The following is a 17,840-nucleotide window of genomic DNA, read 5'->3' as shown; positions in this document are numbered from 1 at the left end:
AACTGTAGAAAATGTATTTGGAAATTATCACACCCGATCGTAAAGTGTTTGAAGGAGAAGTTGATGCTGCTACCTTCCCCGGCAGCGACGGCTCGTTTCAGGTGCTGAACAATCACGCACCTATTATCAGCTCTTTGGCAAAGGGAGATTTAATCTACAAAACCAAAGAGGGATCAAAAATCCTTATGGTTGATGGTGGCGTGGTGGAGGTAAGGAACAATCATGTGATTGTTCTTGCAGAATCTGTGGAATAGATCATCAAAGCAAATAATAAAAGCCTCTGACAGCCCTTGTTGTCAGGGGCTTTTTTCGTTTTAACCGGCCTCTGACGCCCTTGTTGCGGACTGAGTTACCACTTTCCAGGCATTCAAACTGGGTGTCAACTATTTAGACTACTTTTATCAACACATTATACTTACCTACTTGCTCATGAAAAGAATTCTGATCCTATTAGCTCTCGGGCATTTTTTATTCGTCGGCTGCACCTCCAACCAGCCGACTACCCCCTGGCAGATTGGCCCCTTTGTCAAACAGGACGACGCCAACCCCATCTTAACGGCTCTCGATAGCACAGCTTTTTTCTGCCCCGTAAGGATGGACAGCGTGTATTGGGAGGCGAAAGACGTATTTAATCCCACGGCGCTGGTAAGAAATGGGCAAGTGCATTTGCTCTACCGAGCCGAAGACAGGGTTGGAAAATACGCTGGCACATCCCGCATAGGATTGGCCATAAGTGATGATGGCATTCACTTCGAAAGGATGCCAGCCCCCATTTTCTATCCCGAAAATGACGCTCAGAGCAAATATGAGTGGGAAGGTGGCTGCGAAGACCCCAGGATAGTGGAAAGCGAAGACGGCACCTACTTTATGACCTACACTGCTTACGATGGCGAAATAGCTCGGCTGCTGGTAGCTTCTTCCAAAGACCTTGTGAGCTGGACAAAATACGGGCCTGTCTTTCAATCAGCCGAAAATGGTAGGTTCCTCGACCTTTGGTCGAAATCAGGCGCTGTTGTCACCAAAAGAGAGGGCGATAAATTTGTCGCTACCAAAATCAATGGCAAGTACTGGATGTACTGGGGCGACACCAACATTTACCTGGCCTGGTCCGACGACCTCATTAGCTGGACGCCGGTAACTGACGATGCGGCTGGTGTAACCGACTACAAGCTGAAGCCCATTTTCGGCCCACGGCCGGGCAAGTTCGACAGCGACCTGGTGGAGCCGGGCCCGCAGGCTTTCATAACCGACCACGGCATTCTCCTCATCTACAACAGCAGAAATTATGGAGAAAACCGAACGGCTGATTTGGCAGACGGTACCTACTCTGCAGGGCAGATTCTTTTTGACATCAACGACCCCTCCGAAGTGGTAAGCCGCTCCGACGATTACTTTATGACACCCGATAAAGACTATGAAATCACCGGCCAGGTAAACAATGTGTGTTTTCTGGAAGGCTTAGTGAATTTCAAAGGCAAGTGGTACTTATATTACGGAACCGCCGACTCAAAAATCGCAGTAGCTGTTGCGAAATAGCTTCTATTCAGATTAAAAACCATTTCGTTTTTCGTATATTTAGATAGGTATTAGCCTGAAAACCAGCTTAAACTTACCGGCATGGTAAAGATTCGTCTTTCCCACAAAGCTATTGCGTTCGCTATTTCTGTGGTGTTTCTTTCCTGCGACAGGAACGAATCTCTGCACGAAGCTTCTTTTCAGGTGTTTGCCCTCTCCCCGTTGATTGGTGCTGCTGGTGATACTATCACAATTTCAGGAGATCATTTCAACTTTATCAGCCCTGCGGTGGCTTTCAATAGTACGCCTGCAAATTTGGTCAACCGAACCGCCACTGAACTTATGGTGATAGTGCCAGAAGGAGCGACCACTGGCCTTGTAAAGGTGCGGTATCAGGGATATTCTGCCGCAGTCCCCCAGGAATTTACGGTTGTTACCAAGCGCCCGGCAACAAGGCACACTTTCGAAGTGCATGAAAATGGCAGAGTGGCTTCCATGATTCTTTCTTTTAGCGAGTTTGAGAAATTAAACGAGCGCTCATTTGACCTCGAAGAATACCAAAGCCTCTACAGGGACCTGTACAGAAAGTTTGAGGACGACTTCGACTTCATCATCCAAATTGCAGCGAATAACAGCATACCCCGTGGCCAGCCTGCTGGCTACGAGGGAAATATCTCCAACCACATTGATGGGATTGGCATAGGAGAACTTGAACTCACCACTGGGTATGGATCCGCTGGACGTTTGCAGTCGCTAGTAGGGCTCCCCACTCTGACAGGATTGCAAACCGGCCCGCTCCTTCACGAAATAATGCACCGATGGGGGAATTTTGTCATCGAGGACGTTGAATACTATGACCTTAGTGAAAACAAGCCCATTCCGATGCCTACCCACTGGGGATTTTCGGGCTGCGGTGGAATGCTGGGTGGATTTGTACAATCAACATTGTACGACAGCATCGACGGCAATCCGAACCTGTACATCTTTCGGGAAGAGCCAATCAACGGCTATTCTGATTTTGAGCTCTATCTGATGGGGCTGCTGCCTCCTGATAGCCTGGAACCTTTTGATGTATTCACTAACGTGGTATCCTGGACAGGCCGAAAGCTGGAAGCCAACACCAGAAATACATACAATCGGGCAAGGATAGAAAGAGAATTCGGCGTAAGGAAACCCGACGTTAGCAACTCGCAAAAACATTTCCGGGCATTGGTGCTGGTAATGACTCCCTACCCGCTAACCGACGCACAGTGGATCAGAATAGATGAACAAACTGTAAAATTTTGTGCAACTGAAGATGACGGCGAGCCTTTTATCAATTTTTGGGAAGCCACCAGAGGACTGGCCACACTGAGCATGGACTCTCTTTTTAGTTCAATTAAACCAGAATAAAGCATATCTTACCGGTAAGGATAAAACAGACTCTCAGAAAATGAAAACACAGCTAATAGCACTCACTCTATTAATGGCCTTTAATGCCACTTTGGCTCAAAACAAACTCACCAAAGAAGAAAAAAAGGATGGCTATATGCTCCTTTTTAATGGAAAAGACCTCTCTGGCTGGATAGGCAATAAGCAAGATTATGTGGCGGAAAACGGCACTATTGCAGTGAAAACAGATGCAGGTGGAAGCGGCAATCTTTACACTGAAAAGGAATACGGAGATTTCATTTTCCGTTTTGAGTTCAAGCTAACACCTGACGCCAACAACGGCCTGGGCATTCGCACACCGCTGGAAGGTGATGCTGCTTATGTAGGTATGGAACTGCAGATATTAGACAACACTGCCGAAATGTACTCCAAGCTTCAGCCCTATCAATACCATGGCTCTGTTTATGGGGTTATCCCTGCTAAGCGTGGTTTTTTAAAGCCTGTTGGCGAGTGGAACTACCAGGAGGTTGAAGTGAAGGGCAACAAAGTGAAGGTGACGCTTAATGGCGAAGTAATTGTGGATGGCGACATCGCCGAGGCCAGCAAAGACGGCACCATGGATCATAAGGAGCACTCAGGTCTAAAAAATAAGACGGGTTACATCGGCTTTTTAGGACATGGTTCGGAATTGTATTTCAGGAACATCAGGATTAAGGAACTGAAATAGTCAATCGCTCCACGCAAAACAAGGAAACTATCAGAAATGATGGGTCAAGCAATAGGCCAACAGAGTGCCAGTCAAAACAAAAATTCTGGCTTTCAGCAACTGTCGGCAATAAAAAAGCAACAGGTCCAAGCCTGTCCCGGCCGGGCGAGGCGCATTGAACCAGTTTTGGTTTTTTAGGGACGAACGAAAACCGCAACAAAAAAAGCCATCGGTAATGATGGCTTTTTTTGTTTCCGCTCCTCCTCTTGGGCTCGAACCAAGGACCCTCTGATTAACAGTCAGATGCTCTAACCAGCTGAGCTAAGGAGGAATATTCTGGTTCCGAATGACTTACCAAAAGAGAGGCTCGTCAAATGGGAATGCAATATTAGCAGGTTCATTTTAATTGTGCAAAAACAGCGGCCATATTTTCCTTATTCACAGGCATAATTTTTTGTGCCAACAATCTGCTATTTTAGCTAGCGGAACACAATGCCTGTTAAAAAACGTTAATGTAGCATCACAGACGATCCTATTTCGTTACACTGGTGTTAACTGACTAAAAAAATACCGAGTTATGAATAAAAGACAGATTTATGTAGCGATGCTATTCTCCTCCCTTTTGAGTGCGATGATAGCTATAGGCGGGTATCAACTGCTAAACAACCAGAATGATGAGTTTTCATCATTCGAAGACCGTCAGAATGTAAGGTTCTCCAATTTCCTCGACACGACGAGTGTGGTGGTGCCAGAAGGACTTAATTTTGTATACGCTGCCAAAGCAGCTACACCAGGCGTGGTACACATCAGGTCAAAATACACCTCCACACCCACTGCCAGCAACAATCAATTTGATCAGTACTTCCGGGACTTCTTTGGTAACAGGGGGCAAAGGGCTCCATCAGGTGCCAGCGGCTCAGGTGTGATCATAGCCGACAATGGCTATATAGTAACCAACAACCACGTGGTGGAAAATGCCTCAGAGGTGGAAGTGCTTATGAATGACAACAGAACTTTTGATGCTAAGGTGGTGGGCACTGACCCGACGACTGACCTTGCGCTATTGAAAATTGATGGTAAAAATCTTCCCTTCGTAAAGTTTGGAAGCTCAGAGCATATCAACGTCGGCGAATGGGTACTGGCCATTGGCAATCCATTCGAGTTCAGGTCGACTGTAACGGCTGGTATTGTAAGTGCTACGGGCAGAAACATAAATATACTTCGTGACCCCAGCAATAGAAACCTGCAAATCGAGTCGTTCATACAGACAGATGCCGCCGTTAACCCCGGCAATAGTGGAGGGGCATTGGTCAACCTTAGAGGAGAGCTTGTTGGTATCAATACAGCGATCGCCACCCACACCGGCTCTTATTCAGGCTACTCTTTTGCTGTGCCTACCACACTTGTGAAAAAAGTGATGGATGACTTGAAGGAGTTTGGTGTGGTTCAAAGGGCTTTACTGGGAGTGAACATCGTAGACGTAAATGCTGCCCTGGCTGAAGCCAGAGGACTCAATGTGCTGAAGGGCATTTCGATTGAGAATGTGAACCCCAACAGTGGCGCTGCCGACGCCGGCCTTGAAAAAGGGGATGTGATTATCGCCGTTGATGGCAAAGGCGTTGACAATGTAGCCAAGCTTCAGGAAAAAATAGCTGTTAAAAGACCAGGCGACAAAGTGGAGGTCACTTATATAAGAGGCGGCAAAGAAAGCACCGTGAAGGTAACGCTGAAAAGCACGTCTGACTCTATCGAGGTTGTGGAAGCCAGAAGCTCTTTCTCAATAGAAGGAAGCAACTTTACAGATGTGAGCAGGGAAGAAATGCAAAACCTAAAAATCGATGGCGGTGCAAAAGCCACCGAGGTAAACGACGGTAAATGGAAAGAAGCTGGTGTTCGTGCCGGTTTCATCATCACCAATATCGACAAAACTACCATCAGAAATATTCAGGACTTGGCAAGAGTGATGGCCAACAAAAGAGGTGGAACGCTGATTGAAGGTGTTTATCCCGATGGAACGGAGGCTTTCTATGGCATAGGCTGGTAGCAGCGAGAAACTATCTTATAAACAAAAAAGGGTTCATACAGTATGAACCCTTTTTTGTTTTACATGTGTTCCGGGCTCCTTCACTTCAACCAGCTGCTTAGCATCCAAATGGTCTTTTCCTGCTTGGCCAGCAAGTCTGATATGAGGGAATTAGTGCCTTCATCATTCGCTTCGGCACTTTGATCCAGAATAGGCCTTTCCAAATTCAAAAGCTCTATATACTGCTCAAGAATGCTCTCAACAGCTGTCCTTGCCTCGCTTACCTCAGTCACCTCTCTGATTTTGCTTTCCTTCAGATACTGGCTGATCGAGTGCAAAGGCACACCGCCTATTGTGAGAATTCTTTCAGCAATTGCGTCTATGTCTTCTGCGGCGGCCGTGTAGTATTCTTCAAACTTTTCATGCAGCCCAAAGAATTTCTCTCCTTTGATGTTCCAATGAAAGCCCCGCAGGTTTTGGTAAAACACCTGATAGCTGGCAAGCAAACTATTCAAAGCTTTTACTTCGATCGCAGCAACATCCTCATCTATTCCTATGTAGTTCATGATACTATTGGTTTAAATTCTTATCCTTTTACCATCAGATAACATTCAAAACCACACAATAGATCACTCGAATTGATTGTTATTATCAATCTGACTATAGGTATTTTCTATGACGATTAGTATGAAAGCCTATTAACTAAACGAAGCGCTTAGTGTAATTCGTTTAGGCTTTCTTGAATTTGATTTTGTAGTCCTCGATGGCTTTTTCTACAATTTCCATGGCAACCACTCTATCCATAAAGTCGTGCACCACCACGGTTTTGTGTTCGAGCTTTTTGTAGTCTTCAAAAAAGTTCTGAATCTCATTTTTGAAGTGATCAGGCAGCTCACTGATGTCATTGTAATGGTTCCAGCTCATATCGTGCTGAGCAACGGCAATGATCTTATCATCCGCCTCGCCCTGGTCGAGCATGCGCATCACACCGATTACTTTGGCAGGCACTATGCAAAGAGGCACCACTTCGATTTGCGACAACACCAGAATATCCAATGGATCCTTGTCGTCACAATAGGTTTGAGGGATAAACCCGTAGTTGGCTGGATAATAAACTGAAGAATAAAGCACCCTGTCGAGCATTAGTAAACCGCTGTCCTTATCGAGTTCATATTTGGCTCGGCTATTTTTTGGTATCTCAATGATGCCATTAATGATTTCCGGTGCCTTTTCGCCAAGGCTTACGTGATGCCAGGGGTTAAATCTATCCATAGTTATTGTTTCATGTATCAGTAAAGGTAAGCATCTGTCAGCAGAATTCGCAACTGCTGAAACCGGCAAACAGCGAGCATGCACACTTGAGCCGTAAACTCAAAATCAAATGGCGGTAAATTGGTTTTTTCACTTTTTCCTTACAAAAGTGAAACTTATCGTTGCCGATTCAGTATATTACTTACAATACTGAATAAAATATGGAAAATCTAAAGTTGGGCAATTTTGAGGAGATCGTGCTACTACTTGTTGGGGTATTGTATAATGGTGCCTACTCCGTTGCCGTTGTAGAAGAGTACAAAAAACAAACTGGCAAGAGCATCAATATAAGCGCCATCCACACGGTATTGTACCGGCTGGAAGAGAAGGGTTTCCTGGAATCGAAACTAGGCGAGGCGGGTGATTTCAGGGGTGGCAAGCGCAAGAGACTGTTTTACCTCACGCCATATGCACGAAAGGCTCTGGAAGAAATTGCTTCGCTGCGGGAGCAGCTGCGCAGTCAAATTCCAGCCATTTCCATACAATAGTTCCCCGAGTATGAGTCACGAAAAACATTTCCCGCCACCACTAGCTCTGAAGTTTTTTCGGTGGTACTGCCGCAAAGACAGGCTGGAGGAACTAGAGGGCGACCTGGAGGAAAGCTTTTATGTCTTGCTGCATGTTGGCAAAGCGCCCGGGCTGGCCAAGCTGATTTATTGGTGGAACGTGATCAGGTGCTTTCGAAGCTATGCATTTAAACGTTCGGCCACTTATACATCAACAAATACCTATTCCATGCTAACCAACTACCTCAAGGTCATTCGCCGAAATTTCTCCAAACAAAGAGCCTATGCCCTGCTCAATATCACCGGCCTGGCTATTGGGCTTGCGGCCTTTATTCTAATTACGATTTACCTGCATTTCGAAACAAGTTTTGAAAACTTCCACACAAAGTCGGATCAAATCTACAGGCTTACTGTCCACTACACATCACCCAGCGGCTACGACACACATTTCGCCAGAGTAGATGCCGACTGGATCAACGGAATTCCCGAGGAAATTCCTGAAGCAGAGAAGCTCATCCGCTTTCAGAACCACGAGCCTAAGTTTGTGCGAATTGGAGAAGAAAAATTCAGGCAGGACAACGCCTTTGTAACAGACAAAGATGTCTTCGAAGTTTTCAACTTCCCTCTTACAAAAGGCGATGCAAAAACGGCCCTGGCCGAGCCGCTTTCCATCGTGATATCGGAAGCTGTTGCCGAAAAGTACTTTGCAAACGAAGACCCGATGGGCAAAGAAATATTCATCACTGGCTACTGGTCTACCGACGAAACCGTCTATAAGGTTACCGGTGTGATGAAAAACCTGGCGTCCAACACCCACCTTCCTGTCGACATGTTAATTTCTTTTCGAAACGAAGCCGAAAGATCGTGGTGGGCGTATACCTATGTACTGTTTCAGAAGGGCACCAACATGGTGTCTGTTCAGGAAAAGCTGGAGGCAATGGCTATCAAGATAAACGGAGACCAGGCACTTCAGGGCACAGAGTTTGTCTTTCAGCCTTTGAGCGACATCCACCTCCATTCAAATCTCGCCCGGGAAATAAGGCCCAACGGCTCCATTACTTATGTTAAAATATTCTTGCTGGTAGCCATCCTCATTTTGGCCTTAGCTATCATCAACTTCATGAACCTGACCAGCGCCATGTCTATTGCCCGGTCAAAGGAAATTGGCGTGCGTAAAATCCTTGGCGCCGGAAGCTCGCAAATTGTGTTCTATTCTTTAACTGAATCGGTGTTGTTCAGCATGGCTGCCGCAGGGCTTGGGTTGGCCCTGTCCTTTTTGGCTTTACCTGTTTTCAACGAGCTAACAGGAACTGAGAATCTTTTGCCGCCTTTAGTACTCGTTGCCGTGTTGCTCGGCGTGGCAGTAGTTACCGGACTACTTGGCGGTTTCTACCCGGCTTTTGCGCTTTCTTCTTTCAAGCCTGTGAACATTATCAAAACCAGCAAAGCCTTTTCGATCGGTAAAAAAACAGGACGGTTTAGTGTAAAAAGAGTACTCATCAGCCTACAGTTTGGTATATCCATTCTGCTTATCGCCAGCGCCATGATAGCCCGTCAGCAGTTCGTTTTTCTGAACGAGAAAAACCTTGGTATGGAAAAAGATCAGGTAATTGCCCTGCCCGGCGTGCCGGATACCGTAAAAGACAAGTTCAAATTGTTCAAAGATAAGCTGGACGGGCAACCCGGCATCAAAGGAGTCAGCGCATGTCTTGAAGTGCCTTCCAGAGAAATACGGGATGGAGGAACAGTGACTGCGGAAGGCATCCAGGAAAACGTCGATGATGCCCCGTCGATGGATATTCAGGTAATCGATCACGATTTTATCGACGTCATGGGAATGGAGCTGCTGGCAGGCGAGCCGTTGCCAAAAAGCCTTGCCTACGAACCACTTCCTCAGCTAACCGGCGCCAACAACGATGTTGAAGAATACCTGCTCAGCAAAAGAAGGGCCTACATTCTCAACGAAACTGCCATGCATGCTATTGGTTGGCAAACTCCCGAGGAGGCTATTGGTAAAAATGTGGATTGGAACCAGGGCACCTATAAGCTTGCAAAGGGCCCCGTTGTAGGTGTGGTGAAGGATTTTCATCAGGAAACCCTTAAGAATAAAGTGGATCCTATCATCATGGTTTTTGAACCTTTATGGCTGCGTACGTTTTTGGTGAAACTTGAAACCAATGACGTAGCTTCAACGATGTCCGTTATAGAAGGTGCCTGGAATGAGCTTTTTCCAAAGTACCCTTTCGAGTACCAGTTTCTTGATGAGCTTTATGAGAACCTCTATAAAAATGAAAGGCAGCAGCTCCAATTGCTTTATCTGTTAAGCGGGCTGGCTATTACTATCGCCTTTATTGGTTTGTTTGGGTTGATTGCTTACTCGCTGAAAACAAGAGTAAAAGAGTTGGCCATCAGGAAGGTGATGGGAGCCAATTTCACCTCGCTTATCCGGCTAATTGGCAAGGAATACCTGCTGGTGATGCTTGCTGGCGCAGCGCTGGCCATTCCGTTGAGCTATTTCTGGGTAAGTAAATGGCTGGAGAACTTCGCCTATAGGATTGATATATCTGTGATGAGTTATTTAATAACTTTGGCGGGCATCTGCCTGCTGCTTATGGCCACCGTGGCTCTGCAGACTATCAAAACTACTGGCAACAATCCGGCAGACACATTAAGAGAAGAGTAAAAATTGGACGGGAAATTGGGCAACCTCCACCAACCGAAGAACCTATCCACCTTTTCGTCAAAGGCTGCCCGGGCAACCGTAGCGACTGCCTTTATTTCCCTAGAAGCTTACTGAAGAGGTAAAAAAAGACCGGCCTTCTGCCGGTCTAATCAACCTACCAACCAATGTTCCTGCATTAGTTATTCACTTCAGGCTTATAGTTTTTGTACGCTGGGCCTTTGAGTCCCTTTGTGTTTTTTCCTTTTAATTCATCAAGCCTAACCACTTCAAACTCCGACTTGTCAATGTCCCAGGGCTTTTGGTTTTTCGCCTCGGGCCCCTTGGCCTTAGCAGCTTTTCCATTTACCAGTAAGGTGCTACTTCCTTTATACTTTTCAGTCGGGCTGGCATTTTTGTATGCCGGTCCTTTCAAAGACTTGCTTTGTGCATTGGCACTGAAACATATAGCCAGGCCAAGAATAAGGGTTGTTGTTGCTGCCTTTAACATAATTAGGGTGCGTTTAATGTTCATACAAATAAACGAACTAACGGCACCCCCGGCCTTCGCAAAAAATGGGTAATTGGATATGTGGTAAATACGTAATCTGGTATGTGGTAAATACGTAACGCTAAATGAGCTTACGGCGATAGGCTGCATTGATCATTTCGGAAGCGTTTGCGGCGCCGAGCTTTTTCATGATACGGGACCGGTGCGTTTCCACCGTGCGGACGCTAATAAACAGCTTGTCGGCTATTTCTTTGGTGATTTTGCCCTCAGCCACCATTTTCACAATCTCAATTTCCCTTTCCGAAAGAATAGGTGACGGGCTTCCCGGCCCGGACATATCTTCCAGCAGAAGCTCCGATATCTTATTTTTAAAGTGTCGCTTTCCGAGGTACACCCCACGTATGGCTTCCCGCAATTCGTTTTCACTTGTGTCTTTAAGCAAATATCCCGACGCCCCCTTCTTGAGGCTCTCCTTCACGTACTGGAGTTCCTCGTGCATAGTTAGCATGATACATTTTGTGTCAGGATATTTTTCCCTTACCAGCGGAAGAATGTCGAGCCCCGACTTGTCTGGCAAAGAAATGTCCAGCAGAATGATGTCCGCCTTCGTGGTTGTTAGCTGATGGAGGAGAGCCTCACCAGTTTCTGCCTCACCAACAATTTCAACGCTCTCTTGCGCTTGTAGTAAAGCCCTGAGACCATTCCGAAATAGCTGGTGATCGTCGGCAATAATGATTCTTATAGTACTCATGATATCGGAATTTCTATCTCTATGCCTGTTCCTGTTTTTTCTGATTCTATATAAAAAACACCGCCCATTAACCTTACCCGCTCTTCAATATTTCTGAGCCCCAGGCCGGTGAATCCTTCTTTCTGCCCAACCTCAAAACCAATGCCATTGTCCTTTATATACAACGCCAAATGATCATCGAAAACTGTGATTGAAAGTTGAATTTCGTCACATTGCGCATGCTTGATAGCATTGTTGATAGCCTCCTGCACCACCCGGTAAATATATACTTGTTTGTCCTTCTCTAGTTTATAGTTAGAATTCTCAAGCTCATTAAAAAATAAAACTTTGATCTGAGTACTGTCTTCAATGTCCGAAATAAGCTGTTCAAGGGCCTCGCTTAATCCAAAATCACGAAGCACTGCCGGCATCAGGTTCCTTGCCAGGCTTCTGGTTTCCGAAATAGTTCTTTCAATCAAATCTCGCATGTCAGCATTTTCAACCAACAGGCCGCTCTTTTCCATTCTTAGCTTCAAGGTAGTTAGCAATGCCCCGAGCCCGTCGTGTAAATCCCTGGAAATCCTTTCCCGGTCTTTTTCCTGTGCTTCAATCAATACTCGTTTCGAGTTGAGCTCAAGCGCATTTTTTTCATTGTTTAGCGTAACCAGCTGATCCCGCATTTGGAGAATGGCTTTCCCCAATTCATCGTGGCTGCTCAGCATTACATAGGTAGACTCCATCTTGCCTTCACCAATATCGGAGGCAAATGATGCAATCTGCTTCAGAGAATGGATAAGCTTATCCATCGACAGTGTAATCTGCTGCATTTCCAACACGGGACCAGAAGGTCGGATGTCGGAAGGTAAGGTTCCCAGCGATAGTTGGTCAGCCACTCTTCGAAGTTGCACAATGGGGTTCGACAGAATTTTACCGAGAAAAACAGAAATGGCTAACGACACCGCCATCAAAATCCCCACAACTATGACCATCTTCTCTCTAATCGAATAGATGGGTCGCATAAGCTCGTCGAGGTCAATTTCTGTTAAGAGAGCCATTTTTATCCCATAAAAATCAACGGGCCGAAAAGCTCCCATCACGCCCACATCCCGGTAGTCTGTGTAGATCGTGACGTCTTCTTTGCCGCCAATGGCCGACAGCACACCGTGGCTGGGGCTCGATATGTTAGTAGGGTATTCCTGAGGGTGGAAGAGAGAGGCTGACATGAGGCGATGTCGCTCATTAACTACGTACGACTCGCCGGTTACACCAAGCCCGGTACGCTCCAGTAGAATATCCTGAATGTCCTGCAAGCCAAAAACCAGGCGGACTTGCCTTTTCTCACTCGTGAAAAGAAAATTGTAATAGGTGGAGTCTACGTCGAGGCTGGCTACAAACCGAACCTGATCGGGGTCAAATTCGTGCAAAACCACAATCCGTTTTATTTCGGATATCGATTGTAGGTTTTCCACCAGGTCGGCCTCACTTACACCATGAAGGTCGGCGTTGGATAAAATGTGATCCGCTTCTTGCTTCTTGTCTCTCAGGTGAAGCTCTATGAGCCGTTTTTTAAGAATATTAACGGCGTTTAGTTTGTCCTTTGCTCTTAAAACAAGCTCCTCTTCAAGGCTCGAATAGGTAATATTGAACACCACCAGAATAAAAATGGTGCTGAAAACAAAGAGGCAAAGGGTGAGCCATATATTGAGTTTAAGCTTCAAGACGGAATAACTTATTAGAAGTTAAACCGCCAAGATGCAACCTTTATTTAATAATGGAAAGAGAGATTTTACACAGTGCAAGGCTTTGCCTCATCTTATTTTACCTCCAGGGCATATTGCATTTCCTCCTGTTCCACCAGGCAGTTCTCCCTTGGAATAGTCACCCTGAAGGCGGTGCCCTTGCCAAGTGTACTAAACACCTTGATAGTGCCCCCCATTCTCTCCACTTGCGTTTTTACCAGGAATAATCCCATCCCTTTTCCTTCCACGTGGCTGTGAAAGCGCTTATACAGTTTGAATAATTTACCCTCAATTTGTTTCGTATCCATGCCCAAACCGTTGTCCTTCACCCACAAAACCAAGTCAGCTTCAGTCGTATATGAGGTGACCTCGAGTTCGAGAGGCCGTCTGGGATGCCTGTACTTTAGTGCGTTCGTCGTAAGATTGTGAATAATTGAGTGAGCATATCCTCTAATCACCTCTAACTGAATAGATTCATCGGCTTGCACACTGATTTTTGCCCCAGACTCTTCAATTTGAAGCATGAAAGACGAAAGCACCTGCTGAATCAAATCTTTCAAGATAAACTTTTGCTTCACTTGAGTAGAGGACTCTTTTACCTGAAGAATATCGTTCAGATCGATGAGGATTGTATCCAGTTGTTGTGCCGATTCAGTAAGATGCTTTAGTATCTTCAGGTTGTATGGGTTGAAAGCCTGCGACTTATCAAATATTTGGGTCAGTCCGAGAATGTTGACAACCGGAGCTCTCAGGTTGTGAGAAACTATTTGAGTAAACTCCTGCAACTCCTTGTTGCGGGCGACAAGCTCATTGGTTAGCCCCTGAGCGTCACTTTGAGCTTGTTTCCTCTCACTTATGTCTTTTACAATAGCAACAAAGTAGTGTTTGTTATTGTGGTTTAAATCACCAACCGGCGACACAGCCAGATTAATGCAAAACGACTCTCCATTCTTTTTATAAGAAACCAAGTCCTCCTGAATATAGTCTTCATTAGCAATGGCTTCAAACACCTTCGTCAATTTTTCGCTATCTGACTTGGGGCCCCTAAGTAGATTAATAGGGTTCTTATGCTCCACTTCTTCGCTGCTAAAACCTGTCATTTTGAAGAAAGCATCATTAGAATAGACCACCCTGTATAAAGAGTCATTTTTCTCAGTTGGCTTGCTGATGATTAGCACCGCCTCTGCAATATTTTTAACGGCGGCCTCCAATATCACACGTTGGTTGTCTTGCTTCTTCCGTTCGGTAATATCTGTTTCGATTGAAATAAATCGCTCAAGATTACCCATAGCGTCAAAAATCGGAGTGATTTCAAGCGCCACCCAAATTTTTTCACCGTTCTTTTTGTAGTAGACAACCTCTTCTCTAATGATTTGCCTGCCAGCAAGTTTCTCCTCAATCCTCTTCGCAACCGCACTATCCGTATCGGGCCCACTAACAGCATCCGCAGGGGATTTACCTGCTATTTCAGCAAGGGTAAATCCCGTCATCTTTTCATATGCTTCGTTTACCCATGCCACCCTGGCATTGGCGTCTGTTATAACTACTCCGTTATGTGTTTTGCTAGCTACCAGAGACAACTTTTGCAATTCAGCTTCGGCTAACTTTCGATGAGTTATGTCAAGGTGGGTTCCCAGCGCCCTTACAGGCCTACCACCAGCATGCCTCTCCATTACCTTGCCTCTGTTGTGTATCCATACCCAATGGCCATCTTTGTGGCGCATCCTGTACTCCATATCAATCATCTCGGTTTCCCCGTTGATATGGCTTTTTATGCTACCCAAAGCTGCTTCCAGGTCGGCGGGATAGACTAAACTTTGCCAGGTTGCCTGAGAACCGTCCATTTCGTCGGCGCTGTAACCCAGCATTTCCTTTAACTGTTCATTGTATTGAGCCTCCCAGGTTTGCACGTTAAGGTCCCAAATTCCAAGGTCGGCCCCTTCAAGTACCATCTCCAGCTTTTCATTGCTCTCCTTCAGTTTCTTCTCCTGGTCAACTTTCCAGGTTATATCCCGGCTCACACATGTTACTCCTTCAATTTGTCCGCTCTTGGGACTTTTTAAAGGCTGAAATGAATTTTCGTAGCTCGCTGTGCCAATAGCCGCTGATATCGTGTCCTGGAATGTAAAGGAAATCCCTCTTAATGCTTTATTATAAAGCTCCTTCCATTTACTGTTGTCCTCAGCCATGTTTATGGCTAGCACATCATCTCCAGGGCGACAATCGTGACCTGAAAAAAGCTTTATGGAAGATCGGAACGCCTCATTGAAGAAAAGTAATTTATACTCTGTATTAACTGCCCAAACCATCTCAGGGCTATTGTTTATAATATTCCAGGCGTAGCTATCACGCTGGTGTTTGGTATATGACGCCTTAGTGATGTGCACGTACCCATAAATGGCGATCATTGCCCCTGTCAATAGCAAAAGTGAAGCTTGTGTATGGGTTAGTATATATGCAGAAACGAGAAAATCGTTGACCGACACCAACGCCAAGGCAATAAAAACAAACGCCAGAAGCGACTTCATGGGGAGGTAAGCTCCCCTCAGCAAAACTTTTATTTTTTCCATAGCAAACAACTCATAATCCTTTCGTCATTTTTGAAGGATTGCAACAATAAATAATTAATAATGTTGTGAGTAATGGAAGAGAGTGATGATACAAAGATCACTATTACAACGAATCAATTGCTATGGCCGATATGTGATTTCGACCAAGCGGGGGCAGTGGGGGACATAGACGCCAAATCTTTAGACAACCGAAATTTGAGGGCCGGGCAAAGAAAGTAAAATACTATACTTTCTTGAAGCTTATGATGAACTCCGTTCCTCTACCGACTTCACTTTTGATTTCCATAGAGCCCTCGTTGCTCTCAATAAATTGCTTGACCAGTAAAATACCCAGGCCGGTTCCGGGCTCATTGCTGGTTCCTGGCTCGGTCAGTCTTTTGCTTACTTTATTTTGAATAGCACTTAGCTTTTCTTTGGTCATGCCAACACCATTGTCCACTATGTGTATCGAAGTCGTTGAGCTATTTTGCGAATAATCAATCCTCACTTCACCACCTTCCCTTGTGAACTTGATAGCGTTGCTGAGTAAGTTTTGCACAATGATTTTCAGTTGGGAAACATCCGCCCGCAAGAAAATATCGGCTTGTGGCTGGTGAACCAGGCTTATATTTTTCTCCCCGGCCTGAAAACCATAAACAGCCACCAAATCCTGCACAACTGCAGTGGCATTAACGTCCTCAATGGTAACTTGAATGCCAGAAAACTGCGCTCCCGCCCAAGTGAGCAGGTTATTGAGCATGTTAGCTACATTATCAACTCGTTTACCGAGCTCGTCAAATAATGCGAAGTCTTTGAATGCTGTTCCAAACTTTCCCTTCATCAATTCGATCGTTGACTGCATCGAAGCTATCGGACTGCGCATGTCATGACTTATAATAGAAAGTATCAGTGAATTAGTGCTATTCAACGCCTCAAGCCTTTCATTTTGCTTTTCTATCTGCTCCTTTTTCCTGGCAATGTCCTCATTTTGCTGCGTGAGTTTTACGTTGAGCCTGCTCTTTATCTTGCTATTTCTCGATAAGAGATAGGCAACGGCAAGTGTGAATACCAACACCACTGCAAAAATAATACTAGCCAGAAAGGTAACCCGAAGCTCTTTTTCCTGAACCTTGTTCTCCTGAGCCAGTTTTTGATTCTCTGCTTCGTGGTATTTAACCATCAACAAGTTTATTTCTTTCTCTTTTGCCTCGCTGAGAATCGAGTCACTTAACTGCTTATATTTTTTATGTGTTTCGAATGCGTTTTCAAAATCACCGCTTTCAGCATAAGCCTCTGCCAGCACCCCGTAGGCTCTTTGCTTGTCCCACATTGCCCCCATCTCTCTGCATAGTCCAGAGCGTAACGTCCGTGATTGATAGCTGTTACGGGTTCGTCTAGCCTAATGTAGGCCTCAGCCATACCGGCGTGCGCAAATGTGCTCTCCCAGTTGCTTTGATAATAATCCGCACTAAGCACTTTTTTGTACTGCTCGATGGCATCCCTGTACCTGCCTTCGTGAAAATAAGTAAGCGCCAGGCGATTGTTTACCATGAGCTTGATCCTTTCATTTTTGTAAACATTACAAACCCTGATAGAAGCATCGAGATAATGGTAGGCGCTGTCAAACTGACGCAACTCGTCGAAAGCGAGGCCAAGGTTAAAATAATTATTCGCCAGGAGGGAGGAGTCAGTGCTGTTTTTACTGTACCAAATTGACTGCCGCTGATACTCAATCGTTCTGGTCAAGTCGTCCTTACCGAGATACACCAAACTGATACCATTCAGACTTAGTGCCATCCCCTTTCCGTTGCCAATCTGCCGATGCAACACCAGAGCACTTGAGTGAGCATCGAGCGACAGATCGTAAACGCCTCTGATGTAGTAGCAGACCCCCTTCTTGGTCAGGCTATTGGCGAGTCCTCGTGTAAAATCCAAGTCTCTGGAATACTCCTCTGCCAAACTGCAGTAGTAAAGCGCACTGTCAGTGTTGTCGTACTGATACGCTGTGGCTATATCAATTAGAAGATTAACGGTAGTTGTGTCCGGGTTCGTCGTTTTCCTTAGTTCCCAATCATTGAGAAGTGAGTCGAGAGTTGATTGCCCGGAAGAAAAATAGGACACAAAAAGCAGGAAAGTCAGAATCAAACATCTCGGAATCATCATCTTGGAGAACAATAATTAGCAAACAAAACACCATAGCCTATGCATAATTATTTAAAA

The 17,840-nt window shown here is 45.4% G+C and carries 15 protein-coding genes and 1 tRNA gene; 7 read left to right on the top strand and 9 right to left on the bottom strand.

The genetic code is table 11. The annotated features are described in order from the left end of the window. Positions 1–11: 11 nt before the first annotated feature. From atpC to ACMVP2_RS13880, 4 genes are all read left to right on the top strand, one after another. Positions 12–254: an ATP synthase F1 subunit epsilon gene (atpC, locus tag ACMVP2_RS13895; RefSeq protein ID WP_317489485.1), complete on the top strand. Its 243-nt coding sequence runs from the start codon at positions 12–14 to the stop codon at positions 252–254. Between the two features lie 175 nt (positions 255–429). After that, on the top strand, positions 430–1,536 hold the full coding sequence (locus tag ACMVP2_RS13890; RefSeq protein ID WP_416868083.1) for a glycoside hydrolase family 130 protein: 1,107 nt from the start codon (positions 430–432) through the stop codon (positions 1,534–1,536). 81 nt (positions 1,537–1,617) lie between these two features. Beyond that, a complete protein-coding gene (locus tag ACMVP2_RS13885; RefSeq protein ID WP_339784864.1) occupies positions 1,618–2,907 on the top strand; it encodes an IPT/TIG domain-containing protein in 1,290 nt (429 codons plus the stop codon). A gap of 40 nt (positions 2,908–2,947) precedes the next feature. After that, entirely contained in the window at positions 2,948–3,613 is a 666-nt protein-coding gene (locus ACMVP2_RS13880; protein WP_416868082.1) for a 3-keto-disaccharide hydrolase, read from the top strand. 236 nt (positions 3,614–3,849) lie between these two features. Here the strand turns inward: ACMVP2_RS13880 and ACMVP2_RS13875 are convergent. Further along, positions 3,850–3,923: transfer RNA gene (locus ACMVP2_RS13875), tRNA-Asn, on the bottom strand. Positions 3,924–4,169: 246 nt separating this feature from the next. Here ACMVP2_RS13875 and ACMVP2_RS13870 point away from each other — a divergent pair. Then, positions 4,170–5,636 (top strand): Do family serine endopeptidase, encoded by a 1,467-nt coding sequence (locus tag ACMVP2_RS13870; protein WP_416868081.1) that lies wholly within the window; start codon positions 4,170–4,172, stop codon positions 5,634–5,636. 80 nt (positions 5,637–5,716) lie between these two features. Here ACMVP2_RS13870 and ACMVP2_RS13865 read toward each other — a convergent pair whose 3' ends face one another. Next, on the bottom strand, positions 5,717–6,181 hold the full coding sequence (locus ACMVP2_RS13865; protein ID WP_416868080.1) for a Dps family protein: 465 nt from the start codon (positions 6,179–6,181) through the stop codon (positions 5,717–5,719). A gap of 163 nt (positions 6,182–6,344) precedes the next feature. Then, positions 6,345–6,887, bottom strand: coding sequence for an inorganic diphosphatase (locus ACMVP2_RS13860; RefSeq protein WP_339784857.1), 543 nt, complete (start codon positions 6,885–6,887; stop codon positions 6,345–6,347). 200 nt (positions 6,888–7,087) lie between these two features. Between ACMVP2_RS13860 and ACMVP2_RS13855 the strand changes: the two genes are divergently transcribed. Both ACMVP2_RS13855 and ACMVP2_RS13850 read left to right on the top strand, forming a co-directional pair. Beyond that, the gene (locus ACMVP2_RS13855) at positions 7,088–7,414 is read left to right on the top strand and encodes a PadR family transcriptional regulator (protein ID WP_339784855.1); all 327 of its coding nucleotides are present in this window, start codon (positions 7,088–7,090) and stop codon (positions 7,412–7,414) included. A 10-nt stretch (positions 7,415–7,424) separates the two neighbouring features. Further along, positions 7,425–10,115, top strand: coding sequence for an FtsX-like permease family protein (locus ACMVP2_RS13850; RefSeq protein ID WP_416868079.1), 2,691 nt, complete (start codon positions 7,425–7,427; stop codon positions 10,113–10,115). Positions 10,116–10,290: 175 nt separating this feature from the next. Here the strand turns inward: ACMVP2_RS13850 and ACMVP2_RS13845 are convergent, their stop codons facing one another. The 6 genes from ACMVP2_RS13845 to ACMVP2_RS13820 all read right to left on the bottom strand — a co-directional run bounded on the left by ACMVP2_RS13845 (position 10,291) and on the right by ACMVP2_RS13820 (position 17,783). Beyond that, positions 10,291–10,602, bottom strand: coding sequence for a hypothetical protein (locus ACMVP2_RS13845; protein ID WP_339784851.1), 312 nt, complete (start codon positions 10,600–10,602; stop codon positions 10,291–10,293). A gap of 121 nt (positions 10,603–10,723) precedes the next feature. After that, entirely contained in the window at positions 10,724–11,353 is a 630-nt protein-coding gene (locus tag ACMVP2_RS13840; RefSeq protein WP_339784850.1) for a response regulator transcription factor, read from the bottom strand. Then, positions 11,350–13,050, bottom strand: a complete 1,701-nt coding sequence (locus tag ACMVP2_RS13835; protein WP_339784848.1) for a sensor histidine kinase — start codon at positions 13,048–13,050, stop codon at positions 11,350–11,352. Before ACMVP2_RS13835 ends, ACMVP2_RS13840 begins: the two co-directional genes overlap by 4 nt. 95 nt (positions 13,051–13,145) lie before the next feature. Continuing rightward, on the bottom strand, positions 13,146–15,641 hold the full coding sequence (locus tag ACMVP2_RS13830) for a PAS domain S-box protein (RefSeq protein WP_416868078.1): 2,496 nt from the start codon (positions 15,639–15,641) through the stop codon (positions 13,146–13,148). A gap of 223 nt (positions 15,642–15,864) precedes the next feature. After that, on the bottom strand, positions 15,865–16,950 hold the full coding sequence (locus ACMVP2_RS13825) for a sensor histidine kinase (protein WP_416868077.1): 1,086 nt from the start codon (positions 16,948–16,950) through the stop codon (positions 15,865–15,867). Continuing rightward, entirely contained in the window at positions 16,848–17,783 is a 936-nt protein-coding gene (locus tag ACMVP2_RS13820; protein ID WP_416868076.1) for a tetratricopeptide repeat protein, read from the bottom strand. The genes ACMVP2_RS13825 and ACMVP2_RS13820 overlap by 103 nt, the downstream gene beginning before the upstream one ends. Positions 17,784–17,840: the final 57 nt, after the last annotated feature.

This window comes from Imperialibacter sp. (assembly GCF_048007035.1).
In the GTDB taxonomy this organism is placed as follows: domain Bacteria; phylum Bacteroidota; class Bacteroidia; order Cytophagales; family Cyclobacteriaceae; genus Imperialibacter.
Note: the sequence above shows the minus strand (reverse complement) of the source record. Positions and strands in the feature narration are given on the sequence as shown.

Excerpts from the sequence above, each read along its gene's own strand:
- atpC (WP_317489485.1), top strand. The coding sequence starts at position 12 with ATGTATTTGGAAATTATCACACCCGATCGTAAAGTGTTTGAAGGAGAA.
- ACMVP2_RS13890 (WP_416868083.1), top strand. The coding sequence starts at position 430 with ATGAAAAGAATTCTGATCCTATTAGCTCTCGGGCATTTTTTATTCGTC.
- ACMVP2_RS13885 (WP_339784864.1), top strand. The coding sequence starts at position 1,618 with ATGGTAAAGATTCGTCTTTCCCACAAAGCTATTGCGTTCGCTATTTCT.
- ACMVP2_RS13880 (WP_416868082.1), top strand. The coding sequence starts at position 2,948 with ATGAAAACACAGCTAATAGCACTCACTCTATTAATGGCCTTTAATGCC.
- ACMVP2_RS13870 (WP_416868081.1), top strand. The coding sequence starts at position 4,170 with ATGAATAAAAGACAGATTTATGTAGCGATGCTATTCTCCTCCCTTTTG.
- ACMVP2_RS13865 (WP_416868080.1), bottom strand. The coding sequence starts at position 6,181 with ATGAACTACATAGGAATAGATGAGGATGTTGCTGCGATCGAAGTAAAA.
- ACMVP2_RS13860 (WP_339784857.1), bottom strand. The coding sequence starts at position 6,887 with ATGGATAGATTTAACCCCTGGCATCACGTAAGCCTTGGCGAAAAGGCA.
- ACMVP2_RS13855 (WP_339784855.1), top strand. The coding sequence starts at position 7,088 with ATGGAAAATCTAAAGTTGGGCAATTTTGAGGAGATCGTGCTACTACTT.
- ACMVP2_RS13850 (WP_416868079.1), top strand. The coding sequence starts at position 7,425 with ATGAGTCACGAAAAACATTTCCCGCCACCACTAGCTCTGAAGTTTTTT.
- ACMVP2_RS13845 (WP_339784851.1), bottom strand. The coding sequence starts at position 10,602 with ATGTTAAAGGCAGCAACAACAACCCTTATTCTTGGCCTGGCTATATGT.
- ACMVP2_RS13840 (WP_339784850.1), bottom strand. The coding sequence starts at position 11,353 with ATGAGTACTATAAGAATCATTATTGCCGACGATCACCAGCTATTTCGG.
- ACMVP2_RS13830 (WP_416868078.1), bottom strand. The coding sequence starts at position 15,641 with ATGGAAAAAATAAAAGTTTTGCTGAGGGGAGCTTACCTCCCCATGAAG.
- ACMVP2_RS13825 (WP_416868077.1), bottom strand. The coding sequence starts at position 16,950 with ATGTGGGACAAGCAAAGAGCCTACGGGGTGCTGGCAGAGGCTTATGCT.
- ACMVP2_RS13820 (WP_416868076.1), bottom strand. The coding sequence starts at position 17,783 with ATGATGATTCCGAGATGTTTGATTCTGACTTTCCTGCTTTTTGTGTCC.